Genomic DNA, 24,359 nt, shown 5'->3' with positions numbered 1-24,359 from the left:
AGATGATTGTCCTGACCCGCCGGATCGGCGCCGCCGACACGGTCACCGGCACCCTGACCCTGGACGTCGACAGCCGGATCAAGAGCCGGCTACGCGTGACCCTCGACGACGGCCGCGAAGCCGGCCTGATGCTTGAGCGCGGCCACCTGCTGCGTGGCGGCGAGTTGCTGGCCGACGCCGATGGCACCCAGGTGGTGCGCGTGCTCGCGGCTGCCGAACGGGTGTCGACGGTGCGCTGCGACGACCCGCACCTGCTGGCCCGCGCCGCCTACCACCTGGGCAATCGCCATGTGCCGCTGCAGATCGAACCTGGCCTGTTGCGCTACCAGCACGACCATGTGCTCGACGACATGCTGCGTGGCCTGGGCCTGACGGTGGCCACCGAGCAGGCACCGTTCGAGCCGGAAGCCGGCGCCTACCAGAGCGCGCCACACAGCCACAGCCACAGCCATGGCCATGGCCATGATCACCCGTTCGTGCGCCTGCCAGCCCATTCCTGATCTGCCTGATGGAGATACCCATGAAAAAGACTTTCGCCCTTGCCCTGCTGATGGTCGCGTTGCCAGCCTTCGCCCACCCCGGCCACGACAGCAACCCGTTGCACGATGGCCTGCTGCACCCGCTGACCGGGCTCGATCACCTGCTGATGCTGCTGGGAACCGGCGTGCTGGCGGCGCTTACCCGACGCAACCTGAGCCTGCCGCTGGCAACCCTGGCGGCCATGTTCGCCGGCGCCGTGTGCGGCCACCTGTTCGGTGACGTGGTAGGCATGGAAACCCTGATCGCCGTGTCCGTGCTGGTCGCGGCCGCCGCCGTGCTGTTGCCCAGCCGGCAGTTGCTGCTGGCGTTGGCGATGCCGGTGTTCGCCCTGTTCCACGGCTGGGCCCATGGCGTGGAAGCCACCCCCAGCGCGTTCTGGCAGTTCAGTGCCGGTTTCGTCACGGTCAGCGGCCTGCTGCTGGTGGTGGGCTTTGCGCTCGGTTGCCTGCTGCGCCGTCATAGCGGCCTGCAGAAGGCGTTTGGCGGCGGCATGCTGGCCGGTGCAGCCTTGGTGCTGGCCGGTTGATGAACAGCGACCTGGCACTGCTGCGCCTGTTGCAGCTGGCCAGCCCCGGCCTGCCGGTGGGTGGCTTCACGTACTCGCAGGGCCTGGAGTGGGCCGTGGAGGCGGGCTGGGTGCGTGATGCTGCCGGTTTCAGTGCCTGGCAGCACGAACAGCTGCACGACACCCTTGCCTGCCTGGACTGGCCGGTGCTGGCGCGCCTGTACCACGCCTGCCAGGCCGATGATGCCGAGGCGTTCAGCCGCTGGAGCCGCTTTCTGCTGGCTAACCGCGAAACCGCCGAACTGCGCCTTGAAGAGCAGCAGCGCGGTTCGGCCTTTGCCCGCTTGCTCGATGGCTGGCAGTTGGGGCAGGCCCCTGCCTGGCGTCCCAGCCTCGAACTCAGCCAGCTGGGCGGCATGGCCTGGCTGGCCGTGCACTGGTCGATCCCGCTGCGCCAGCTCGCCCTGGGCCATGCCTTCGCCTGGCTCGAAGGTGCGGTGATGGCCGGGGTCAAGCTGGTGCCGTTCGGCCAGCAGGCGGCCCAGACCTTGCTGCGTGACCTGGGCGAAGCATTGCCCGGGCTGCTCGACCAGGCCCTGGCCCTTGAAGACGACCAGCTCGGCGGTGGCCTACCGTTGCTGGCGATTGCCTCATCGCGTCACGAAACCCAATACACCCGATTGTTCCGTTCCTGAGGACTGCCTACATGCAAAGCTATCAGCAACCCCTGCGCGTCGGTGTCGGCGGCCCTGTCGGCTCTGGCAAGACCGCGCTGCTCGAGTGCCTGTGCAAGGCCATGCGCGACCACTACCAGATCGCCGTGGTCACCAATGACATCTATACCAAGGAAGACCAGCGCATCCTGACCGAGGCCGGCGCGCTGGAGCCCGAGCGTATCGTTGGCGTGGAGACCGGCGGCTGCCCGCACACGGCGATCCGCGAGGATGCCTCGATGAACCTGGCGGCCGTTGAAGCGCTGGCGCGCAAGTTCGGCAACCTGGAAGTGATCTTCGTGGAAAGCGGTGGCGACAACCTCAGCGCCACCTTCAGCCCAGAGCTGGCCGACCTGACCATCTACGTCATCGACGTGGCCGAGGGCGAGAAGATCCCGCGCAAGGGCGGCCCTGGCATCACCAAGTCCGACTTCCTGGTGATCAACAAGACCGACCTCGCGCCCTATGTGGGGGCCTCGCTCGAGGTGATGGAGCGCGACACCCAGCGCATGCGCCCTGAGCGCCCCTGGACTTTCAGCAACCTGAAGAAAGGCGATGGCCTGCAGGCGGTGATCGACTTCATCGTCGAGCGCGGCATGCTCGGTGTGAGGGGCTGAGTCCATCACTCATGGCAGCAGTGCGGCTTCCCGGGTTGCTCCTCGTAGCGATCGTGGTGCCGCACCCAGTCCATGGTCCCGGCCTCGTTGCGCCCCAGCGGCGCGATATCGAGGAAGTTGTAGGTGTTGACCAGGATGTCCAACCCGCGGGCGTAGGTCGAGTAGGTGTGGTACACCGTGCCGTCCTGCTCCCGGTAGAAGGCGCTCAAACCCGGCAGTTCGGCTTCATTGCCGGTGTAGGGTTCGTAGTTGTACTGCCGTTCGCCCTGGCTACCGACACTGACCCCGAAGTCTTCGTTGAAGCCGCTGCCCTGCGACGAATACCAGGGGAAACGCCAGCCCATGCGCTGGCGGAACGCCTGGAACTCGGCGTAGGGCGCCCGCGACACGGCAACCAGCGACACATCGTGATGCGCCAGGTGCAGGTTGGCGCCATCGAAGTGGTCGGCCAGGAACGAGCAGCCGGGGCAGCCTTCGCTCCAGCCTTCGACGAACATGAAGTGGTAGAGCAGCAACTGGCTGCGCCCGGCGAACAGGTCGGCAAGGCTCAGTTCGCCGTCCGGCCCGTGAAAGCGATAGTCGTGCTCGACCTTGACCCAAGGCAGGGCGCGGCGGGCGGCGGCCAGTTCATCGCGCTGATGGGTGAAGGCTTTTTCGTGCAACCACAGTTGCCGGCGTGCAGCCAGCCATTGGCTGCGCGAGACGACCTCGTGACCTTTTTCTGAATGGCTCATGGCGGTGACTCCGCGCTGGGGGATTCAAAGGATGGTCGAGCGGGCGCGGCCTGTTTCGACAGGCAAGAGAGCAGGGCGACGAATGGCCAGGACAGCGAAGATCCTGTAGGAGCCGGCTTGCCGGCGATAGGGCCCGAACAGGCCGACGCTTGCCTGTCAGACCCTCATCGCCGGCCAGCCGGTTCCCACAGGGATCGCGCAACTCCCCTCTACAGGGATTCGATCAGCGCCCACAGTCGCGGATCATCGAAATCATCCACCACCAACTTTGCGCCGGCAGCCATCAACCGCTCGGCCGTCTGCGTCGTCGCAATCCCCACGGTAAAGATCCCCGCAGCACTGGCCGCCTTCACCCCCGGCAGCGAATCTTCGAACGCCAGTGCCTGGCCGGCGACTGCCTGCAGGCGCTCCAGCCCGGTCAGGTAGGGCAAGGGATCAGGCTTGGCGCGCGCCAGCTCCTCGGCCACCAGCACATGCTCGAAGCGCTCGCCCAGGCCCATCGCCGCCAGCATGTGCTCGGCATTGAGCCGAGGCGCGTTGGTCACCACGCACAGGCCGATCCCGTGCGCTTGGGCATGCTCCAGCAGACGCAGCAGCCCCGGCATCGGTTCGAGTGCCGGGGCCATCTCGCGGAACAGCGCCTCCTTGCGTTCGGCCAAGGCCTGGCATTGCAGCGCGCTGGCCTGGGGAAACAAGTCGGCGAACAACTCGCCATTGGCCCGGCCGCTGACCTGGGCATCGAATTGCGCCTGGGTCAGCTCGCGCCCGTCGTAATCGTGCAGCAACTGGCGAAACGCCTGCAAATGCAGGGTGTCGGTGTCGGTCAAGGTTCCGTCGAGGTCGAACAGCAGGGCGGTCAGCATCAGGTATCCAGAGAGTTGAAAACACAAGCCAGGGGATGATAGCGAATGGTGACGACGAAGGGGGCTGTTCAGTGCACGCCAAAAAGAGTACAAATGTACTCCATGGACAATCTCACTCCCAAACGCCGGGCAATCCTCGATTTCATCCGCGAGCGTATTGCCGACCATGGCCAGCCACCGAGCCTGGCCGACATCGCCAGCCGCTTCGGCTTCGCCTCGCGCAGCGTGGCGCGCAAGCACATCACGGCGCTGTGCCAGGCGGGCTACATCGACGTCACCCCGAACCAGGCGCGCGGCATTCGCCTGGCCGAGCCGTTGCGCCGCCCAGAGATCCTCGAAGTGCCGGTGCTGGGCCAGGTGGCGGCGGGTGCCCCCATAGGTGCGGACCTGGGCATCCACGAGCAGTTGCTGCTCGACCCCAGCCTGTTCCGCCGAACCCCGGACTACCTGCTCAAGGTGCGCGGCGACTCGATGGTCGATGACGGCATCTTCGATGGCGACCTGGTGGGGATCCGCCAGCAGGGCGATGCCCGTGACGGCCAGATCGTGGTTGCTCGCCTGGACGGCGAAGTCACCATCAAGCGCCTGCAACGCCAACCCGGTGGCTATCGGTTATTGCCCCGTAACCCAGCCTATGCGCCGATCGATGTCGGGCCGGACCGCGAATTCTTCATCGAAGGCGTGTTCTGTGGCCTGTTGAGGCGCGACTGATGGGCGCGGTGGTCGATCTCGATCGGCTGCTGGATCAGCGCCATGTCTGGCGCGGGCGGCAGGTACAGACACGCCCGACCGGTTTGCAGCCCACTGGCCATGCAGCGCTCGACGGGCGCTTGCCCGAAGGTGGCTGGCCGGTGGCGGCGCTCAGCGAACTGCTGTTGGCCAGCCCTGGTTGCGGTGAGTTGCAGTTGCTGTGGCCTTCGCTGGCTCGGCTCACGGGTGAGGGCGGGCGGGTGGTGCTGGTGGCGCCACCGTTCATACCCTATGCCCCGGCCTGGCAAGCGGCGGGGGTGGACTTGCGCTGGCTGGTTCAGGTCGATGCCGATAGCCAGGACGCCCTCTGGGCCGCCGAACAGTGCCTGCGTTCTGGCAGTTGCGCCGCTGTGCTGTGCTGGCCGCAGCGGGCCGACGACCGTGCCCTGCGGCGCTTGCAGGTGGCAGCCGAAACGGGCCAGGCCCTGGCCATTGCCTGTCGGCCGCAACAGGCAGCGCACAACCCTTCACCTGCAGCGCTGCGTATTGCCATCGACACCCAGCCTGCGCAGTGGCGTGTGCTCAAGTGCCGCGGCGGTCTGCCGCCGGCGGCGCCCATCGGGCGGGGCTGATGCAGCATGCTCTGGGCCTGCATTCTTCTGCCGCAGTTGGCGCTGGACTCGATCCTGCGCGAACGTGACGACGCCGATTCGCCACTGGTATTGATCGGCGGGCCGAGCCAGCGCCGAGTACTGCAGGCCGTCAACCCGGCCGCAGCGGCCCTGGGGCTGCGCGCCGGGCAGAGCCTGACCGCCGCCCGGGCCATGGCCGACGGTTTTCATTGTGTCGAAGCCGATGCCGCGCGCATCGAGCAGCTTCAGCAGTTGCTCGCGGCCTGGGCCTATCGTTTCAGTGCCCAGGTAAGCCTGCATTACCCGCGGGCACTGCTGTTGGAAGTAGGCTCCAGCCTGAACTTGTTCGGCCCCTGGCCCGTGTTCGAGGCGCGCTTGCGCGAAGAATTGACCGCACTGGGGCTGCGTCAGCGTATCGTGCTGGCCACCAACCCCGTGGCGGCGCGCATGCTTGCCAACGGCCATGACGGCCTTGCCCTGACTTGCCCCCAAGCAACCCGTGCCGCACTGGCAGGCATGCCCATCGCCCGTGTGGGGCTGCCCGAGGAGTCAGCCGAAGCCTTTGCCCGCATGGGCCTGCGTCAGCTTGGCCAGGTGCTGGCCTTGCCACGCGATGCCTTGGCCAAACGGTTTTCGGCTCAGGTGCAGTTGCACCTGGATCAATTGCTCGGCATGCGTACCCTGGGCCTTGATTTCTACCAGCCGCCCGATCGTTTCGAAACGCGCTTGGAGCTCAATTTCGACGTCGAGTCGCACCAGGCCCTGTTGTTTCCCCTTCGGCGCATGCTCAATGACCTGGCCGCTTTCCTCGCCGGGCGAGATTGCGGTGTGCAGCGTTTCTGCCTGCATCTGGAGCATGCCGAAGGCCCGGACACGCTCCTGCAGGTTGGCCTGCTGGCTGCCGAGCGGGATGCGGCGATGCTGTTCGAACTGGCCCGCGGTCGCCTGGAGCCACTGCGTATCCCGGCCCCGGTGCGCAACCTGCGGTTGGTAGCCACCGACCTGCCGCCCTTCGTGCCCCAGCACCAGGCGCTGTTCGACCCGCGTGCGCAGCAGGCTCAGCCTTGGGATCAGTTACGCGAGCGCTTGCGCGCCCGTCTGGGCGATGACGCAGTGACAGGGCTGCGTGCCGAAGCCGACCACCGCCCGGAATACGCCTGGCAAGTGGCCGAGCAAGGGGCACCTGGCAGCCTGCAGGCCCAGCCAGGCAGCCGCCCAGGCTGGTTGCTACCGCAACCTTTGGCCCTGGATGCCCTGGACCACACGCTGTTGAGCCAGGCCGAGCGCATCGAGTCGGGCTGGTGGGACGGTGGCGATGTGCGCCGCGACTATTACCGCATCGAAACCCGCGAAGGGCTTCGGGGCTGGGCCTATCGCGACCTGGCTCAGCCCGGCTCGCTGTGGCTGCAAGGCTGGTTCGCATGAGCAGCGTGGGTTACGCCGAACTGCATTGCCTGTCCAACTTCAGCTTTCAGCGCGGAGCCTCAAGCGCCGAAGAGCTGTTTCGCCGCGCCCGTGAGCAGGGCTACCAGGCCCTGGCCATCACCGACGAGTGCACTCTGGCTGGTATCGTGCGGGCCTGGCAGGCGGCCAAGGAGCAGCAACTGCGCTTGATCGTCGGCAGCGAGATGCGCCTGCAGGATGGCCCGAAACTGGTGCTGCTGGTGGAGAACCTCACTGGCTACCAGAACCTGTGCGCCTTGATTACCCGTGCGCGGCGGCGGGCTCAGAAGGGCGAGTACCAGCTGTTCGGCGACGACTTGCGCCAGCACCATGCCGGGCTGCTGGCAATCTGGCTGGCCGATGACCCGAGCGATTCGGCCACGAGCCAGTGGCTTCACGAGTTGTTCGCCGAGCGTCTGTGGCTGGGCGTGCACCTGCACCGAGGCTGCGATGACCAGGCTCGACTGGCGCGGTTGCGCAGCCTGGCGGTGCAGCTAGGCGTCCCTGCCGTGGCCTGTGGTGATGTGCACATGCATGCGCGTGGTCGGCGCGCCCTGCAGGACTGCATGACTGCGATCCGCCAGCATTGCAGCGTCGCCGAGGCAGGGCGGTTCCTGTTCGCCAATGGCGAGCGCCACCTGCGCACCTTGGAACAACTGGCCGAACTGCACCCACCCGATTTGATGGCCGAAACCTTGCGCATCGCCGAACGTTGCCGCTTCGACCTGGCCGAGCTGAAGTACCAGTACCCGCGTGAATTGGTACCCGAGGGTCATACGCCGGCAAGCTGGCTCAGCGTGTTGTGCGAACGCGGCTTACCCCTGCGCTGGCCGGCCGGGCCGAGCGAGAGGGTCCGTGAAGTTCTGGCAAAAGAGCTCGCGCTGATCGAAGAGCTGGGTTACGAAAGTTACTTTCTCACCGTGCACGACATCGTCGCCTTCGCCCGCAGCCAGCATATTCTCTGCCAGGGGCGTGGTTCGGCGGCCAACTCGGTGGTGTGCTTCGTGCTGGGCATCACCGAACTGGACCCCATGGAACACCGCCTGCTGTTCGAGCGCTTCCTGTCTCGCGAGCGCAACGAGCCTCCCGATATCGACGTGGATTTCGAGCATGACCGGCGCGAGGAAGTGATCCAGTACGTGTTCCGCCGCTATGGCCGGCATCGCGCCGCACTCACGGCGGTGGTCAATACCTATCACGCCGCCGGGGCGGTGCGGGATGTCGCCCGGGTGCTGGGCCTGCCTGCCGACCAGGTCGACGCCCTGGCCAAGTGCTGCGGCCGCTGGACCGACCGCATTCCCGATGAACAGCGCCTGGCCGAGGCGGGTTTCGAGCCGGCCAGCCCGTCCTTGCAGCGCATCCTGCTGCTGGCCGGGCAGTTGATCGGCTTTCCCCGCCACCTGTCCCAGCACCCCGGTGGCTTCGTGATTTCCGAACAGCCGCTGGATCGACTGGTGCCGGTGGAAAACGCAGCCATGGCCGAGCGCACGGTGATCCAGTGGGACAAGGACGACCTGGACATGATGGGCCTGCTCAAGGTCGATGTGCTCGCCCTGGGCATGCTCAGCGCCTTGCGCCGCTGTTTCGACCTGCTGCAGCGCCACCGTGGTCGCCAGTTGACCCTGGCGACCATCCCCAGCGAAGACCCGGCCACCTACGCCATGATCAGCCGGGCCGAAACCATGGGCGTGTTCCAGATCGAATCGCGGGCGCAAATGGCCATGCTGCCGCGGCTCAAGCCCACCACCTTCTATGACCTGGTGATCGAGGTGGCCATCGTGCGTCCCGGGCCGATTCAAGGGGACATGGTGCATCCGTACCTGCGTCGGCGCTTGAAGCAGGAACCGGTGACCTACCCATCGCCCAAGCTCAAGGAAGTGTTCGGGCGCACCTTGGGTGTGCCGCTGTTCCAGGAGCAGGTCATGGAGCTGGCCATGGTCGCCGCCGACTACAGCCCCGGCGAGGCCGACCAGCTACGCCGCAGCATGGCCGCCTGGAAACGCCACGGCGGCCTTGAGCCGCACCGCGTGCGCCTGATCGAGGGGATGCTGCGCAATGGGTACGACCTGGCCTTTGCCGAACGCATCTTCGAGCAGATCAAGGGCTTTGGCAGTTATGGCTTCCCCGAGTCGCATGCGGCCAGTTTTGCCTTGCTGTGTTATGCCAGCAGCTGGCTCAAGTGCCACGAACCGGCGATCTTCACCTGCGCGCTGGTCAACAGCTGGCCGATGGGGTTCTACAGCCCCGACCAGCTGTTGCAGGAGGCACGGCGCCAGGACATCGAGGTGCGACCGGTGGATGTGTTCCATAGCGAGTGGGATTGCACCCTGGAGCCGTATGGCCAGGGTAGCCTGGCCATACGCCTGGGGTTGCGACAGATCCGCGGTTTCGCCGAAGCCGATGCCCGGCGGCTGGAGCAGGCGAGGGCGCAGCGGCCCTGGCGGGATGTCGAGGACCTGTGCTTGCGTGCAAGTCTGGATGGCCGCGCCCGTGCCCGGCTGGCCGATGCCGGCGCGCTGTGTGCACTGGCCCACGACCGTCATCAGGCACGCTGGCAGGTGGCTGCGGTGCAGCCCCAGCTACCGTTGTTCGCGGACCTGGAGGCTGCACCTGAGGTTGCGGTGGCCTTACCGGCGCCCACCGTGGGCGAAGACCTGGTAGCCGATTACGACACGCTGGGTACTACCCTCGGTCCACACCCGCTGCACCTGCTGCGCCCTCGGCTGCGCGCGCTGGGCTGTCGCAGTTCGAGCGAGCTGGCGGGTGTCGAGCATGGCGATGCGATCGCCGTAGCCGGGCTGGTGGTGGGGCGGCAGCGGCCACAGACGGCCAGCGGAGTGACCTTCGTGACCTTGGAGGACGAGTTCGGCATGGTCAATGTGGTGGTCTGGCGGGATCTTGCCGAGCGCCAGCGGCGGGCCTTGGTGGGGTCGCAACTGCTCAAGGTCAGTGGGCGCCTGGAGCAGGAGAACGGGGTGCGTCACCTGATTGCGCGGCGGCTCGAAGATATCAGCCCGCTGTTGAGTGGGCTGGATGTGCGCAGCCGGGATTTTCATTGATTTCATGGGCCCAATCGCCGGCAAGCCGGCTCCCACAGGGAACGTCACAGGCCTCACGGTGTGTGCAGTCCCTGTGGGGGCTGGCTGCAAAGCAGCCCCATGCAATGCCAATCAGACCATCGCCAGATGCTGCTTGCGCGTCGGCGCCGGGAACATCCGATCGATCGCCCGCAGATCCTCGCTGGTCAAGACCAACGCCCCAGCCGCCGCATTCAGCCGCACATGTTCCGGCGCCACCGCCTTGGGAATGGCGATCACCCCGTCCTCACGCGTCACCCAGGCCAGGCTGACCTGAGCCGGTGTGGCGCCATGACGTTCGGCGATTTCGCGCAACAACGGATGCTGCAACAGCCGCCCGGCCTGGGCCAATGGGCAGTAGGCCATGGTTGGCAAGCCACGCTGACGGCTCCAGGGCAACAGGTCGAACTCGATGCCACGTTGCGTCGGGTTGTACAGCACCTGGTTGGTGGCGCAGTCGGGGTTGTGCAGCTCTCGCAAGTCATCCACATCGAAGTTGGACACGCCCCAGCGGCGAATCTTGCCTTGCTCACGCAAGCTTTCGAAGGCTTCGACGGTTTCTTCGAGCGGATACTGCCCGCGCCAATGCAGCAGATACAGGTCGATCACGTCAGTGCCCAGGCGTTTCAGGCTGCGTTCACAGGCCGCCGGGACACCGCGCCGGCTGGCATTGTGCGGATAGACCTTGCTGACCAGGAACACCTGGTCCCGGCGCCCGGCGATGGCCTGGCCCACCACTTCCTCGGCACCGCCTTCGGCGTACATTTCGGCGGTGTCGATCAGGCTCATGCCCAGGTCGATGCCTTGTTGCAGCGCGGCCACTTCGGCCGCCTTGCGGGTCGGGTCTTCGCCCATGTACCAGGTGCCCTGGCCAATGGCCGGCACGTTGCAACCTGCCAGATTCACGTAACGCATGTCACCTCCGGAGCTTGAGTGTGGGAAAGCAGCACTTCGAGCAGCGCCTGCGCTGCGGTGGAAAGCTTGTGGTCGCTCAGGGCGATCACACCGATGCGACGCTCCACGGCGGGGTCGACCAGCGTTACGCAACGGGCGCCCAGTTCCTGCATCTGGTTGATGCACAACGCCGGCACCGCACTGACGCCCAAGCCGCTGGCGACCATGCGGCCAATGGTTGAAAGCTGATGGCTTTCGAACGCCACCGCCAGCTTGCCGTGCAAGGCCGCCACGTTCTGCTCCAACAGCAGGCGCACGGCCGATGGGCGTTGCAGGGCAATGAAATCCTCGGCCAGCAATTGCGCCCAGCTGACCTGCCTTTGCAAGGCCAGTGGTGAGTCGGCGGGCACCACGGCAACGAAGCGGTCCAGGTACAGCGGATGGAAATTCAGGCCATCGCAATTGTCCGGCTCGAAACCGATGCCCAGTTCGACGCGGCGATGGCGCACCAGTTCCAGCACTTGCTCGTTGATCACGTCGTGCACCGTGACGTTGACCTTGGGATAGCGTTGGCGAAACACCTTGAGGCTATGTGGTAGCAGGTTGCCGGCAAAGGCCGGGATGGCCGCCACCGAGACGCGGCCCAGCTGCAACGTGAAGCGCTGGCGTAGCATTTCTTCGGTGTCGTCCCAGTCGGCCAGCAGGCGCCTGGCCAGCGGCAGCAGCACCTCTCCCTCGGCCGTGAGGCTGACGCTGCGGGTGGTGCGGGTGAGCAGGGCGCCCCCCAGGTTGTCTTCCAGCGCCTTGATGGTCAGGCTCAGGGCCGGCTGGGAAACATGCAGGTGTTCGCCAGCCTGGGCAAAACTCTGGTACTTGGCCACGGCGACGAAGGCGCGCAGTTGCTTGACGTTCATGGCAGGCTCACGGTTTGTTTTGGAAATATTATCAATCGATGATGAAAACAAAATTAACAAATCAGTCGCCAGCGGTGAAGATGCAGGTACACGCTCACCGACAGCCTCGTCGGTTCAACAACTACAAAAGGCGGATCAACATGGCCGGACTGGACAAGCGCGTAGCAACTTATGAAGAGGCCCTTGACGGCCTGACCGACAACATGACGGTGCTGGCTGGCGGCTTCGGCCTGTGCGGCATCCCGGAAAACCTCATCAACGAAATCCGCCGCCGTGGCGTCAAGGGCCTGACCGTGGTCTCCAACAACTGCGGCGTCGATGGCTTCGGCCTGGGTGTACTGCTGGAAGACCGGCAGATCCGCAAGATGATCGCGTCCTACGTCGGTGAAAACGCCGAGTTCGAACGCCAGCTGCTCAGCGGCGAGCTGGAAGTGGAACTGACCCCACAAGGCACCCTGGCCGAGAAAATGCGCGCAGGCGGCGCTGGCATCCCGGCCTTCTTCACCGCCACCGGCTACGGCACTCCGGTGGCCGACGGCAAGGAAGTGCGCGAGTTCAAGGGCCGCAAGTACATCCTCGAAGAGTCCATCACCGGCGACTTCGCCATCGTCAAGGGCTGGAAGGCCGATCACTACGGCAACGTGGTGTACCGCAACACCGCGCAGAACTTCAACCCGCTGGCCGCCACCGCCGGCAAGATCACCGTGGTGGAAGTGGAAGAGATCGTCGAGCCCGGCGTGCTGTTGCCCAGCGAGATCCACACCCCGGGCATCTATGTTGACCGGGTCATCGTCGGCAGCTTCGAAAAGCGCATCGAAAAGCGCACCGTCAAGGCCTGAGCGCCGTCCACCAGAACAACAAAGAGATCCTGACCATGGCACTGACCCGCGAACAGATGGCGCAACGCGTCGCCCGTGAATTGAAGGACGGCTACTACGTCAACCTCGGCATCGGCATCCCGACCTTGGTGGCCAACTACGTACCGGCCGACATGGATGTGATGCTGCAGTCGGAAAACGGCCTGCTCGGCATGGGCGAGTTTCCCACCGAGAGCACCCTCGACCCCGACATGATCAACGCCGGCAAACAGACCGTCACCGCCCGCCGCGGCGCCTCGATCTTCGATTCGGCGCAATCCTTCGCCATGATCCGTGGCGGCCACGTCGACCTCACCGTGCTGGGCGCCTTCGAAGTGGACGTACAGGGCAACATCGCCTCGTGGATGATCCCGGGCAAGCTGGTCAAGGGCATGGGCGGCGCCATGGACCTGGTGGCCGGTGCCGACAACATCATCGTCACCATGACTCACGCCTCCAAGGACGGCGAGTCCAAGCTGCTGCCACAGTGCAGCCTGCCGCTCACCGGTGCCGGCTGCATCCGCAAGGTGCTGACCGACCTGGCTTACCTGGAGATCGAAAACGGCGCCTTCATCCTGCGCGAGACCGCGCCGGGAGTGACCGTCGAGGAGATCATCGAGAAAACCGCCGGCAAGTTGATCGTGCCGGACGATGTGAAGGAGATGACCTTCTAAGCTACATCCCCAACCCTGTGGGAGCGGGCTTGCCCGCGAATGCGACGGTGATTTCACCCGAGCATTCGCGGGTGAACCTGTTTCTGCAGGGTTTTTGCGTTGATTCTGTTATCCGATAAAACCAATAAAAGGAAGTAACCGTGGCCGCTGAAATTCAAGACAGCCGCTCCGCCCGCTTTGCCCTGCGCTGTTCCAACTGGGCCGAACGCTGGTTCCCTGACTCCTGGGTCTTCGCTGCCCTGGCAGTGATGCTGGTGTGCATCGGCGCCCTGGCCATGGGCGCCAAACCTACCGATACTGCCAAGGCCTTCGGCGATGGCTTCTGGAGCTTGATTCCGTTCACCATGCAGATGGCTTTCGTGGTGATTGGCGGCTATGTGGTGGCCAGTTCGCCGCCTGCCGCACGCCTGATCGACCGCCTGGCGCGGCTGCCGAAGAACGGCCGTTCCGCCGTGTGCTGGGTGGCGCTGATCTCGATGCTCGCCTCGCTGCTCAACTGGGGCCTGTCGCTGGTATTCGGCGGCCTGCTGGTGCGTGCGCTGGCGCGCCGCACCGAGCTGAAGATGGATTACCGCGCGGCAGGTGCCGCTGCGTACCTGGGCCTTGGCGCCGTCTGGGCACTGGGCCTGTCGTCTTCGGCGGCGCAATTGCAGGCCAACCCGGCCAGCCTGCCACCTTCGATCCTGTCGATCACCGGGGTGATCCCGTTCACCGAAACCATTTTCCTGTGGCAGTCCGGGGTGATGCTGGCAGCGTTGGTCGTGGTCTCGCTGGTGATCGCCTATGCCACCGCGCCCGGCCCGAACAGTGCGCGCAGCGCAGAAGACTGTGGCGTCGACCCCAGCTTCACAGCGCCCCCTGCACCGCAGCGAACCCGGCCGGGTGAATGGTTGGAATACAGCCCGATCCTGATCCTGCTGCTGGTAGCCCTGGCGGGCGGCTGGCTCTACCAGGAATTCGCTACCAAGCCTGCGATCACCGCGATTTCCGGGCTCAACACCTACAACCTGTTATTCATCATGCTCGGCGCCTTGCTGCACTGGCGCCCGCGCAGTTTCCTCGATGCCGTGGCCCGCGCCGTGCCGACCACTACCGGGGTGTTGATCCAGTTCCCGCTGTACGGCTCGATCGCGGCCATCCTCACCCAGGTAAAGGGTGTGGACGAGCAGACACTGGCGCACCACATTTCGCTGTTCTTCACCCAGATCGCCACCCACGATACTTATGCGTTGCTCATGGGCGTGTATTCGGCGGTGCTGGGCTTCTTCATTCCTTCGGGCGGGGGCAAGTGGATCATCGAAGCACCCTACGTGATGATGGTGGCCAACGACCTGCAGTACCACCTGGGCTGGGCGGTGCAGATCTACAACGCCGCCGAGGCACTGCCGAACCTGATCAACCCGTTCTACATGCTGCCGTTGCTGGGGGTGTTGGGGCTCAAGGCGCGTGACCTGATTGGGTTCTCGTTCGTGCAATTGCTGGTGCATATTCCGTTGGTGCTGGTGTTGCTGTGGGCATTGGGTACCACCTTGCAATATGTGCCGCCGGTGATGCCTTGACCTGATGAGTGGGCCGCGAACCTGTGGGAGTCGGCTTGCCGGCGACAGGGCCCGTACGGGGTTCTGCCTGCCCTGGCCTCATCGCCGACAAGCCGGCTCCCACGGGGGAGGGGGATTTACAGTGCTTGGCTGTTCAGGGTTTTCAGCAGTGCTGCCAAGTCAGCCCGGCCTTGCTCATCGAGGCCGAAGACCGGCCGCCGTGGTTCACCCACCGGCAGCCCGGTCAGTGCCAGCCCAGCCTTGATCGTCGCCGGCAGGCCGCCCTTGAGAATGAAGTCGAGCAGTGGCAACTGCCGGTAGAACAGCGCCTTGGCCTGTTCCAGATCCCCCGCCAGCACAGCCTGATGAAGCGCCTGGTTCAACGCCGGAATCAGGTTCGGCGCTGCCGTGCACCAGCCCTTCGCCCCCGCCACGAACGCTTCCAGCGCCAAGGGATTGCAACCGTTGTAGAACGGCACCTGGCCCTCGCCGAGCAGCTGCAGCTTGTGCATGCGCTGGATGTCTCCGGTGCTCTCCTTGACCATGGTCACGTTGGCCACCTCACGCACGATCCGCAGAATCAGCTCCACTGGCATGTCGGTGCCGCTGGTAGCCGGGTTGTTGTAGAGCATGATCGGGATGTCGATGGCACTGCCGATGGCGCGGTAGTGCTGAACGATTTCCGCTTCGCTGAGCTTCCAGTACGCCGCTGGCAGCACCATCACCGCATCGGCGCCATGGGCCTGGGCAAAACGGGCGCGGCGCACGGCGCCTGCGGTGGTCAGGTCGGACACACTGACGATGGTGGGGACGCGCCTGGCAACCTGGGCCAGGCTGTATTCGGCCACCTGCTGCCATTCGCTGTCGCTCAGGTAGGCGCCTTCGCCGGTGCTGCCCAAAGGTGCGATGGCCTGGACGCCGCCGTCGAGAAGACGCTCGATGGACTGGCCCAGGGCTGGCAGGTCGAGGTGTTCGCCGTCGGCGCTGAACGGGGTGATGGTGTAGCCGATGATGCCGTTGAATTCTGTGGTCATGATTATGGGCTCCGCAAGCAAGGCATTCAGGGGTCAGTTCAGGCAGTCGGCGTGGGCACGCAGGCTCTGCCGGGCAAAGTAGTTGAACGCGGCAACATGGCGCTTGGGCCGGTCGATCCAATCGTGTGCTTCACGGCCCAGTTCCGGCGCGATGGGCTTTACCGTCCCGGCGGCCATGGCCAGCAATTGCAGGCGCGCGGCGCGCTCGATCAACTGGGCGTAGACGCACGCCTGTTCGATGCTGGTGCCGGTGGAGAGTTGGCCGTGGTGCGAGAGCAGGATGGCGCGCTTGTCGCCGAGGGCGGCACTGATGATTTCACCTTCTTCGTTGCCCACCGGCACGCCAGGCCAGGCTTCCAGGAAGGCGCAATCGTCATAGAGCGGGCACAGATCCATGTGCGAAACCACCAGCGGTACTTCGAGCATGGACAGCGCCGCGACATGGGTCGGGTGGGTGTGGATGATGCAGTTCACGTCCGGGCGCGCACGGTACACCCAGCTGTGGAAGCGGTTGGCCGGGTTGGGCATGCCTTGGCCGTCAAGCACCTCCAGGTCCTCGTTGACCAACAGCAGGTTGCTGGCGGTGATCTCGTCGAAGCCCAGGCCCAGTTGCTGGGTGTAGAAGGTGCCTGGCTGCGGGCCGCGGGCGCTGATCTGCCCGGCAAGGCCGGAGTCATGGCCATGGTCGAACAGAATTCGGCAGGTCAGGGCCAGCTTTTCCCGTACAGTCCACGTATTATCGGCAAGCGAGCCTTGCATCTGCGTCAGGGCTTTTTGCACCAGCTGGTCTTTGCTGTGTGACAGGGTCTTGGCCATGGGGGGTTAGGTCCTCTGTGGCGTGATGGTCGATGTCGGTGCTTGCCCGCCTCGATACTTTGGTCGGTGGAGAGGCGGCCAAACACATGACACAAAATATCCTATATGACACAAAGTGTCATAAGCAAGTGCGTTCGTTTGGGAAGCCCGTTTCACATGTCTATCCGATTGAAATTACTCAGAAAAAAACTGGGGATCACGCTTGAGGTGCTGGCCGAGAAGGCGGGCATGACCAAAAGCTACCTTTCCAAGGTCGAACGGGGTTTGAATACGCCTTCGATTGCGGCTGCGCTGAAGCTGGCGCGGGCGTTGAACGTCAATGTCGAGGAGCTGTTCGCCGAGGAGCAGGCTGGGCAGGGCCGCTACAGCCTGGTGCGCCAGGGCGAGCGTCAGGCGCTGGTGGGCGACGGGCAGGGGCCGGGCTATGCGGCGCTGACCAGCCAGGTCGGGCAGCGCAGCCTGTTGCCGTTCCTGATCCAGCCGCCGACCGAGTTCAGCGACCCGACGTTCAAGGAGCACCAGGGCGAGGAGTTCCTGTTCGTGCATGAAGGCCAGGTGGAAGTCGACTTCATGAACGAGCGTGTAGTGCTGGAGCAGGGCGATGCACTGCATTTCAATGCCCAGACCCCGCACCGCCTGCGTTCGGTGGGCCCGCGCCCGGCGCAGTTGCTGGTGGTGGTGCACGACAGCGGCGAGTGAGGGGGAGCGATGATCGAAGTGTCGCGGTTCTGGCGAGATCCGGCGTTACCCTTCGTCGAGGCCCGGCGTGTGGGGGATGGGCGCAAGGTGTGCTATGCGGCCCATTCCCATGAGAGTTTTTCCATCGGTGTGATCACCGGTGGGCGTAGTACGTACCTGAGCGGCAACAGTCGGCACGAAGTGAGCGCCGGGACCACCGTGCTGATGAACCCGGGTGTGGTGCACACCTGCAATCCCATCGAGGGGGAAGGTTGGTCGTACCTGATGCTGTTCGTCGATATGCCGTGGTTGCAGGCGCTGGGTTTCGTGCTGCCCACTCAGACTTGGAGTACTTCGCCTGCGTTGTACCAACGGCTGCTGCAGCTATTCGCCGACCTGTTCGATGACGAGAATGACGATCGTGAAGCTTGCCTGGCGGGCTTTTTCAACGAGCTACCGGGGCATTTGCAGGCCATCGCCTGTGAGGCGCGCAATGAACACCCGCGCCTGGAAGCCGCGGCAGCGTTCATTCGTGCTCACCGCGTCGACTCGCTTAGCCTGGAGGATATCTGTGCAGCCAGTGGCCTTTCGCGGTCCTACCTGATTCGCGCGTTCGGCCAGCGTTTTGGTCTTACTCCCCATGGTTACCTGCTGGATCAGCGGGTGCAGCATGCGCGGGCGCAATTGCGCAGGGGCAGGGCGATCGCCGAAGTGGCGGTTGAGGCGGGGTTTGCCGACCAGGCGCACTTGCAGCGGGCGTTCAAACAGCATCTGGCGGCGACGCCTGGGCATTATCGAGCAGGCCCTGTCTCCGGCAAGCCGACCCTCCGTGGGAGCCGGCTTGCCGGCGATAGGGCCTGCAAAGCCAGCATCAGAAGACCAGATACACCGCACTGCCTACCAACAACACCGCCAAGCCGCGATTGAGCAGCCGCAGGTAACGTGCCTGGCTCAAGTACTGCCGAATGACACTTCCAGCCCACGCCCAACAGGCCACCGAAACAAAACAGATAGGCCCATAGATCCAGGTAAACAGCCACAGCAGCGGCTGCTCTCCACCGGTATACGCGCCAACGCCCGCCACCGCCGCCAGCCAGGCCTTGGGGTTCAGCCACTGCATCGCGGCGCCTTGCCAGGCCGACGGCGCCTGCAGGCTGTGCTCGCCGCCTATCTGGCCGTCATCGCTGGCCAGCTTCCAGGCCATGTACAGCAGAAACGCCACACCACCCCAACGTAGCGCGACACCCAGCAACGGCCAATGCAGCAACAATTCGTGCAGCCCCAGGCCCACCAGCACCAGCAGCAGGCAGAACCCCAGCGTCGCTCCCGCCACATGCGCCAGGCTCGCACGCAATCCGTGACGGGCACCGCTGCCGAGGGCGACGATGTTGACCGGGCCGGGGGAAATCGATGCTGCCAATGCGAAAGCAGCCATGGAAAGGGACAGACTCATCGAAGTATCTCCACCCGTTGAATGATGCCGCCATCCTGTCGCCCCGGCAGGCCGGTGTATTGAAGAAAAATCCCCACCGGTTCCTTTACAGGTTTTGTAATAGTTTCGCGCTATCAGAAAAAGCTGCTGTGCTTGTAGCATCGTCTTCCCTAATTGTTATCAAGGTCCCCATGAGCACCTTCGCGGAGCCCCCCAGTCCCCGGCCGTCCCGGCCATCCTTCCCCCGTCCTCGTGACGCATTCTTCGTGAGTACCCGCTAATGGAATGGCTAGCCGACCCCACGGCCTGGCTAGGCCTGCTGACGCTTATCGTCCTCGAGCTGGTGCTGGGTATCGACAACCTGGTGTTCATCGCCATCCTGGCCGACAAGCTGCCACCCCATCAGCGCGACCGTGCCCGGGTGATCGGCCTGAGCCTTGCGCTGATCATGCGCCTGGGCCTGCTGGCCAGTATTTCGTGGATGGTCACCCTCACCGCACCGCTGTTCGAAGTGTTCGGCAAGAGCTTCTCCGGCCGTGACCTGATCATGCTGTTTGGGGGTGTGTTCCTGTTGTTCAAGGCCACCATGGAGCTACACGAACGCCTCGAGGGCCATGTCACCCAGGCCAGCGGTACGTTGCGTCACGCCGCGTTCTGGCCGATCGTGGCGCAGATCGTGGTGCTGGACGCCGTGTTCTCGCTGGATGCGGTGATCACCGCGGTGGGCATGGTCGAACATCTGTCGGTGATGATGATTGCGGTGATTTTCTCGATCGGCATCATGATCGTCGCCAGCAAGCCACTGACCCGTTTCGTCAACGCCCACCCGACGGTGATCATGCTGTGCCTGGGCTTCCTGATGATGATCGGCTTCAGCCTCACCGCCGAAGGCCTGGGCTTCCATATCCCGAAAGGTTATCTGTACGCGGCGATCGGCTTCTCGATTCTCATCGAGCTGTTCAACCAGCTGGCCCGTGCCCGTCGCAAGCGCAGCCTGCAGCAGCACCGGCCGCTGCGTGAGCGCACCGCCCATGCCGTGCTGCGCCTGCTGGGTGGGCGCCGGGTCGAGGCCGATGAGGTGGGTGAGGAAATTGCCGACCTGGTCGAAGGTGGCGAAGAGCAGGTGCTGTTCGACCGTCGTGAGCGGGTGATGATCAGCGGCGTGCTGAACCTCGCCGAGCGGCCGATTCGTACCGTAATGACCGCCCGCGCCGAAGTCGATGTGCTCGACCTGGCGCAGCCGGCTGCGGCAATCACCGCAGCACTGGCCCACTCGCCTTACTCGCGCTTGCCGCTGATTCGCGACGGTCGGATCGACGAGCCGCTGGGTTTCGTGCACAAGAAAGAGCTGCTCAAGGAGTACCTGTCAGGCAGTGAGCCTGACCTGGAACGCATGGCCCATGCGCCGTTGAACCTGCTGGAAAGCTTCAGCATCCTCAACGCCTTGGAACAGATGCGTAGCCAGTCGACTCACATTGCCTTCGTGGTCAACGAATTCGGTGATTTCACCGGCCTGCTGACCATGACCGATATCCTGGAGTCGATCGCCGGTGAGCTGCCGGACGCCAGCGAAGTGGAAGGGCCGGCGATCGTCGAGGAAGGTGACAGCTTTGTCGTCAGCGGCGCGCTGAACCTCAGCCAGGTCCAGGCCCGCACCGGTTTCGTCGCCCGTGCGACGGAGGACTACCAGACCCTGGCGGGCCTGGTGATGAGCCTGCTCGACCGGCTGCCGGTGGTCGGTGACCACCTGGCCTGGAACGGCTGGAGCATGACCGTGGTGGCGGTGGAGGAGCGCCGGGTGCGCCAGGTGCGCCTTACACCGAACGCCGACGCTGACGCATCAGGTGCTTGAACCCTTCGAGCACCAGCACCAGTACCGCGGCCCAGATCGGCAGGTAAGTCAGCCACTGATCTGGGCCGATGGTTTCGCCCAGCAGCAACGCCACCCCGACCAGCAGCACCGGTTCGACGTAGCTGAGCAGGCCGAACAGGCTGAATGGCAGCAGACGGCTCGCCAGCACGTAGGCGATCAGCGCCGAGGCACTGATTGCCCCGAGCAGCGGGATCAAGCCGTACAGACCTGGGTGCGCCAGCAGGTCGGCACTGCTCAGCGGCCCCTGGCTGACGAAGTACAGAGCCCAGGGCAGCAACAGGCACATGTCGCACCACAGGCCGCCCAGGTGGTCTGTGCGGCAGCGCCGGCGCAGGACGAAGTAGATCGGGTAGCCGATCGTCACCAGCAGCGTCTCCCAGGCGAAGCTGCCGTTCTGGTACAGCTCATGGCCCACGCCCAGCGCGGCGCAGCTCACGGCCACCTTCTGCAGGCGTGAAAGCCGCTCGCCATAGGCCAGCCGGCCGGTCAGGACCATCGCCAAAGGCAGCAGGAAGTAGCCCATCGAGACCTCCAGGCTGCGCCCATGCAGCGGCGCCCAGAGAAACAGCCAGAGCTGCACACCCATCAACCACGAAGTGCCGACCATGCCCAGCAGCAGGATGGGCGTGCGGCGCACGCGCGCGAGCAGTTCGCCGACCCGTTTCCAGTCCTTGCTCACCAGCATGAACAGTGTCAGGCATGGCAAGGTCAGCAGGGTGCGCCAGCCAAAGATTTCTTCGCCATCAAGTGGCGTGAGCAGGGAGGTATAGAAGTACATCACGGCGAACAGGCAGGACGCCATGACCGAACAGAAAATGCCTTTTGACACGAATGCCTCGGATAGGGGAATGAGCGGGTGGATCAGCCGCGCATAATCTCAGGGGGGGGCGTCCTGGGGCAACCGCGCGGCCCCCGGCTGGACGGCCAGGGCCTGAAGGAACTCGGCGGCCGGCATTGGCCGGCCGAACAGATAACCTTGCTGGAAATCGACGCCATGATGGGCCAGGTAGTCACGTTGGACCTCGTTTTCCACCCCTTCCGCCACCAGGCCCAGGCCCAGCTTGCCGGACAGCTCGATGATGCTGTCGAGGATGTGTTGCGACAGCGCATCGCTTCCGATCATGGCGACGAAGCTCTGGTCGATTTTCAGGTAATCGACCTGGAACTGGCGCAGGTAGTTGAGGCTCGACTGGCCGGTGCCGAAGTCGTCCAGGGCGATCATCACGCCCATTCCATGCAGTTTCTCGAACAGGTCGAGGGTGATGGGCGTGGCTTCGATCAGTTTGCGTTCGGTCAGCTCCAGTGTCAGCACCACCCGCCCTGGCGGGAAATGTTGCAAGAAGGTGCGGCAATCGTCGAGCAGCTGCAGATCGCGGCAATGGTCGGCGGTGATGTTGACGCCAATGTGGAAGCCATCTTCCAGCAACGCAGCATAGGGCGCGAGGCTTTGCGCGGTGTGCAGCATCAGAGCGCGGGTCATTTCGACGATCTGCCCGCTGTGTTCGGCATAGGGAATGAACAGGTCGGGGCGTACCAGGCCTTCGCGGGGATGATTCCAGCGCATCAGCACCTCCGCACCGGCCCAGCGGTAATCGTCCTTGCGCACCACCGGCTGGAAATATGGCAGGAATTCGTCGGCCTCCAGGGCGCGGCGCAGCTCGGCACGTGGCGAATTGGCGCGGCGAATCTGCCAGCGGCACGCGGCGCCTGCCACTGCCCCCAACAACAGCAGCAGGCTGAGCGGAGCCAGGTAGTGGCTGCGCAGCAGTTGCCCTGGGGTACCGGCGATGTAGCCGCCGTTCACGCTGAACGGGTAGCGCGTGGAGCTCAGCGTCACTTCGGCGACGGGGGCCCTTGGGAGCTCACCCTGGTGCACCAGACCATCCTTGCCCATCCAGTCATCGCCCACACGCAGTTGCAATTGCTGGTCGGGCCCGATCATGCGCAGCGCGGTCACCAGGTGTTCACCGTCAACGGTAGTGATGGCGCCGCGTTCGCCTTCGCTGGCGCGGTAGACCAGCAAGGCGTGGCCCGGCGTGACCGAATTGCCATCCATCAGCCACAACCTGCCGTCGGTATAGTCGCGGGCGTTGACGGGCTCATCGAAGTCGCCGAACAGCGACGTGCAATAGAGGGTGTTGTGTTGGAACAGGTTGGTCGACCGCACATAGGCATTACGCGTGACCTGGCTGCGCAGGGTGAGTTGCGCCTGCTCGCAAGGGCTGCCGGCCATCGGCAGCAGGGCGTTGGCCGTGCTGGCAAGGGTGTCGAGGATGTGCTCGACCTGTTCGACCACCTGGCGTGTGGTGGCCTGGCTGCTGGCCTGCAGCTCGCGCTCCACTTGCCAGTTCATCACGATCAGGCCGAACCCCAGTGGCAACGCGCCAACCGCCCAGGGGAGTAGGGTACGCCAACTCCAGCGGGCAGGGCGTTTTACGGTAAGGGGCATGCTGGCCTAATCTTTATGAACATTAACGTGCCAATGATAGCCGTTTGTCGGCAGGGGGGGCGAACAAATGCGCGACAAAGGAATTTACGCAATGTAGAATCTGTTTACGATTACAACAATAACATCCTTCCTCGCCGAAGGATCGACCCCACCGAGAATGGGTCCCTATGACTAATCCTGGGTTCAAGCTGACCATTGGTGACTTCCTCGCCCGCAGCGTGCGCGGCATTCCGTGTTCACCGCCGTTGCCATTCCACATCCCGCGCATTCATTAACCTTTCGCAGCAGATGAGGATACGAACATGGCAGATATCTTTGAAAATCCAATGGGCCTGATGGGCTTCGAGTTCATCGAACTGGCTTCGCCGACCCCTGGGGTCCTGGAGCCGGTCTTCCAGATTCTCGGTTTCACCAAGGTGGCTACTCACCGTTCCAAGGATGTGCACCTGTATCGTCAGGGTGGCATCAACCTGATTCTCAACAACGAACCCAAGAGCATCGCCTCGTACTTTGCTGCCGAGCATGGCCCATCGGTGTGCGGCATGGCGTTCCGTGTACGCAACGCCCATGAAGCCTACGCCCGCGCGCTTGAACTGGGGGCTCAGCCGGTAGAGATCGAAACCGGCCCGATGGAGTTGCGCTTGCCGGCGATCAAGGGTATCGGTGGCGCGCCGCTGTACCTGATCGACCGCTTCGAGGAAGGCAGCTCGATCTATGACATCGACTTCAACTTCATAGAGGGCGTCGACCGCAACCCCGTAGGCGCCGGCCTGAAGATCATCGACCACCTGACCCACAACGTCTACCGCGGGCGCATGACCTACTGGGCGGGGTTCTACGAAAAGCTGTTCAACTTCCGTGAAATTCGCTACTTCGATATCAAAGGCGAGTATACCGGCCTGACGTCCAAGGCCATGACCGCACCGGACGGCATGATCCGCATTCCGCTGAACGAAGAGTCATCCAAGGATGCCGGGCAGATCGAAGAGTTCCTGATGCAGTTCAACGGTGAAGGCATCCAGCACGTCGCCTTCCTGACCGACGATCTGCTCAAGACCTGGGATGCGCTCAAGGCCTGCGGCATGCGCTTCATGACCCCGCCGCCGCAAACCTATTACGAGATGCTGGAAGAGCGCTTGCCCGGGCACGGTGAACCGGTCGACCAGCTGCAGGCCCGGGGTATTCTGCTCGACGGGGCTTCCGAAGCGGGTGACAAGCGTCTGCTTCTGCAGATCTTCTCGGAAACCCTGCTGGGGCCGGTGTTCTTCGAGTTCATCCAGCGCAAGGGTGACGATGGGTTTGGTGAGGGCAACTTCAAGGCGCTGTTCGAGTCCATCGAGCGTGACCAGGTTCGCCGAGGTGTACTCAACGTAGAGTAAGCGCAGT

24 protein-coding genes are annotated in these 24,359 nt (G+C 64.3%); 15 read left to right on the top strand and 9 right to left on the bottom strand.

Annotation, left to right across the window (positions count from 1 at the left end; translation table 11 throughout):
* The first annotated feature begins 2 nt into the window (after positions 1 to 2).
* From ureE to ureG, 4 genes are read left to right on the top strand one after another with little or no spacing between them, the layout of a single operon-like run.
* On the top strand, positions 3 to 500 hold the full coding sequence (ureE, locus tag KU43P_RS14305) for an urease accessory protein UreE (protein WP_317658031.1): 498 nt from the start codon (positions 3 to 5) through the stop codon (positions 498 to 500).
* A 20-nt stretch (positions 501 to 520) separates the two neighbouring features.
* On the top strand, positions 521 to 1,066 hold the full coding sequence (locus tag KU43P_RS14300; protein WP_317658030.1) for a HupE/UreJ family protein: 546 nt from the start codon (positions 521 to 523) through the stop codon (positions 1,064 to 1,066).
* Positions 1,066 to 1,740, top strand: coding sequence for an urease accessory protein UreF (locus tag KU43P_RS14295; protein ID WP_317658029.1), 675 nt, complete (start codon positions 1,066 to 1,068; stop codon positions 1,738 to 1,740). The genes KU43P_RS14300 and KU43P_RS14295 overlap by 1 nt, the downstream gene beginning before the upstream one ends.
* Positions 1,741 to 1,751: 11 nt before the next feature.
* Positions 1,752 to 2,375, top strand: a complete 624-nt coding sequence (gene ureG, locus KU43P_RS14290) for an urease accessory protein UreG (protein WP_012314281.1) — start codon at positions 1,752 to 1,754, stop codon at positions 2,373 to 2,375.
* Between the two features lie 5 nt (positions 2,376 to 2,380).
* On the opposite strand, the gene KU43P_RS14285 is transcribed toward ureG, so the two are convergent.
* On the bottom strand, positions 2,381 to 3,109 hold the full coding sequence (locus KU43P_RS14285) for a DUF899 domain-containing protein (protein WP_317658028.1): 729 nt from the start codon (positions 3,107 to 3,109) through the stop codon (positions 2,381 to 2,383).
* Between the two features lie 209 nt (positions 3,110 to 3,318).
* Positions 3,319 to 3,972, bottom strand: a complete 654-nt coding sequence (locus KU43P_RS14280; RefSeq protein WP_317658027.1) for an HAD family hydrolase — start codon at positions 3,970 to 3,972, stop codon at positions 3,319 to 3,321.
* A gap of 93 nt (positions 3,973 to 4,065) precedes the next feature.
* On the opposite strand from KU43P_RS14280, the gene lexA reads away from it, so the two are divergent.
* The 4 genes from lexA to KU43P_RS14260 are packed head-to-tail and all read left to right on the top strand — an operon-like array spanning position 4,066 to position 9,796.
* Complete coding sequence (gene lexA / locus KU43P_RS14275; RefSeq protein ID WP_317658026.1) at positions 4,066 to 4,683, top strand: transcriptional repressor LexA; 618 nt, start codon at positions 4,066 to 4,068, stop codon at positions 4,681 to 4,683.
* Positions 4,683 to 5,294, top strand: coding sequence for a translesion DNA synthesis-associated protein ImuA (imuA, locus tag KU43P_RS14270; RefSeq protein WP_317658025.1), 612 nt, complete (start codon positions 4,683 to 4,685; stop codon positions 5,292 to 5,294). Before lexA ends, imuA begins: the two co-directional genes overlap by 1 nt.
* Before the next feature lie 6 nt (positions 5,295 to 5,300).
* The gene (locus KU43P_RS14265; RefSeq protein ID WP_317658024.1) at positions 5,301 to 6,719 is read left to right on the top strand and encodes a Y-family DNA polymerase; all 1,419 of its coding nucleotides are present in this window, start codon (positions 5,301 to 5,303) and stop codon (positions 6,717 to 6,719) included.
* Positions 6,716 to 9,796 carry an error-prone DNA polymerase gene (locus tag KU43P_RS14260; RefSeq protein ID WP_317658023.1) on the top strand — a complete coding sequence of 1,027 codons (3,081 nt, stop codon included), beginning with the start codon at positions 6,716 to 6,718 and terminating at the stop codon, positions 9,794 to 9,796. Before KU43P_RS14265 ends, KU43P_RS14260 begins: the two co-directional genes overlap by 4 nt.
* A 111-nt stretch (positions 9,797 to 9,907) precedes the next feature.
* On the opposite strand, the gene KU43P_RS14255 is transcribed toward KU43P_RS14260, so the two are convergent.
* Together KU43P_RS14255 and KU43P_RS14250 are read right to left on the bottom strand one after the other, a co-directional pair.
* The gene (locus KU43P_RS14255) at positions 9,908 to 10,729 is read right to left on the bottom strand and encodes an aldo/keto reductase (RefSeq protein ID WP_317658022.1); all 822 of its coding nucleotides are present in this window, start codon (positions 10,727 to 10,729) and stop codon (positions 9,908 to 9,910) included.
* Positions 10,717 to 11,622 (bottom strand): LysR family transcriptional regulator, encoded by a 906-nt coding sequence (locus tag KU43P_RS14250; protein ID WP_317658021.1) that lies wholly within the window; start codon positions 11,620 to 11,622, stop codon positions 10,717 to 10,719. Before KU43P_RS14250 ends, KU43P_RS14255 begins: the two co-directional genes overlap by 13 nt.
* 140 nt (positions 11,623 to 11,762) lie before the next feature.
* On the opposite strand from KU43P_RS14250, the gene KU43P_RS14245 reads away from it, so the two are divergent.
* From KU43P_RS14245 to KU43P_RS14235, 3 genes are all read left to right on the top strand, one after another.
* Positions 11,763 to 12,461 carry a CoA transferase subunit A gene (locus tag KU43P_RS14245; RefSeq protein WP_317658020.1) on the top strand — a complete coding sequence of 233 codons (699 nt, stop codon included), beginning with the start codon at positions 11,763 to 11,765 and terminating at the stop codon, positions 12,459 to 12,461.
* 35 nt (positions 12,462 to 12,496) lie between these two features.
* A complete protein-coding gene (locus KU43P_RS14240; protein WP_317658019.1) occupies positions 12,497 to 13,153 on the top strand; it encodes a CoA transferase subunit B in 657 nt (218 codons plus the stop codon).
* Between the two features lie 140 nt (positions 13,154 to 13,293).
* Positions 13,294 to 14,712 (top strand): short-chain fatty acid transporter, encoded by a 1,419-nt coding sequence (locus tag KU43P_RS14235; protein WP_317658018.1) that lies wholly within the window; start codon positions 13,294 to 13,296, stop codon positions 14,710 to 14,712.
* A 116-nt stretch (positions 14,713 to 14,828) separates the two neighbouring features.
* On the opposite strand, the gene KU43P_RS14230 is transcribed toward KU43P_RS14235, so the two are convergent.
* Positions 14,829 to 15,725, bottom strand: coding sequence for a dihydrodipicolinate synthase family protein (locus KU43P_RS14230; protein ID WP_317658017.1), 897 nt, complete (start codon positions 15,723 to 15,725; stop codon positions 14,829 to 14,831).
* Between the two features lie 33 nt (positions 15,726 to 15,758).
* Complete coding sequence (locus tag KU43P_RS14225; protein WP_317658016.1) at positions 15,759 to 16,541, bottom strand: aldolase; 783 nt, start codon at positions 16,539 to 16,541, stop codon at positions 15,759 to 15,761.
* A gap of 156 nt (positions 16,542 to 16,697) precedes the next feature.
* Here KU43P_RS14225 and KU43P_RS14220 point away from each other — a divergent pair, with 156 nt between their 5' ends.
* Entirely contained in the window at positions 16,698 to 17,240 is a 543-nt protein-coding gene (locus tag KU43P_RS14220) for a helix-turn-helix domain-containing protein (protein ID WP_317658015.1), read from the top strand.
* Positions 17,241 to 17,249: 9 nt separating this feature from the next.
* Positions 17,250 to 18,146: an AraC family transcriptional regulator gene (locus tag KU43P_RS14215; RefSeq protein ID WP_317658014.1), complete on the top strand. Its 897-nt coding sequence runs from the start codon at positions 17,250 to 17,252 to the stop codon at positions 18,144 to 18,146.
* Here KU43P_RS14215 and KU43P_RS14210 read toward each other — a convergent pair.
* Positions 18,091 to 18,672: a LysE family translocator gene (locus KU43P_RS14210; RefSeq protein ID WP_317658013.1), complete on the bottom strand. Its 582-nt coding sequence runs from the start codon at positions 18,670 to 18,672 to the stop codon at positions 18,091 to 18,093. The two genes, KU43P_RS14215 and KU43P_RS14210, sit on opposite strands and share 56 nt — an antisense overlap.
* A 259-nt stretch (positions 18,673 to 18,931) precedes the next feature.
* Between KU43P_RS14210 and KU43P_RS14205 the strand changes: the two genes are divergently transcribed.
* Positions 18,932 to 20,503, top strand: a complete 1,572-nt coding sequence (locus tag KU43P_RS14205) for a TerC family protein (RefSeq protein WP_317658012.1) — start codon at positions 18,932 to 18,934, stop codon at positions 20,501 to 20,503.
* Here KU43P_RS14205 and rarD read toward each other — a convergent pair.
* Positions 20,466 to 21,353 (bottom strand): EamA family transporter RarD, encoded by an 888-nt coding sequence (gene rarD, locus KU43P_RS14200; RefSeq protein WP_317658011.1) that lies wholly within the window; start codon positions 21,351 to 21,353, stop codon positions 20,466 to 20,468. The two genes, KU43P_RS14205 and rarD, sit on opposite strands and share 38 nt — an antisense overlap.
* A 48-nt stretch (positions 21,354 to 21,401) precedes the next feature.
* Complete coding sequence (locus KU43P_RS14195; RefSeq protein ID WP_317658010.1) at positions 21,402 to 22,973, bottom strand: EAL domain-containing protein; 1,572 nt, start codon at positions 22,971 to 22,973, stop codon at positions 21,402 to 21,404.
* 302 nt (positions 22,974 to 23,275) lie between these two features.
* On the opposite strand from KU43P_RS14195, the gene hppD reads away from it, so the two are divergent.
* A complete protein-coding gene (hppD, locus tag KU43P_RS14190; RefSeq protein WP_317658009.1) occupies positions 23,276 to 24,352 on the top strand; it encodes a 4-hydroxyphenylpyruvate dioxygenase in 1,077 nt (358 codons plus the stop codon).
* Positions 24,353 to 24,359 lie beyond the last annotated feature (7 nt).

Origin of the sequence: Pseudomonas sp. KU43P, from assembly GCF_033095865.1 — a bacterium.
In the GTDB taxonomy this organism is placed as follows: Bacteria; Pseudomonadota; Gammaproteobacteria; order Pseudomonadales; family Pseudomonadaceae; genus Aquipseudomonas.
This window is presented reverse-complemented; position numbering and strand designations above follow the sequence as displayed.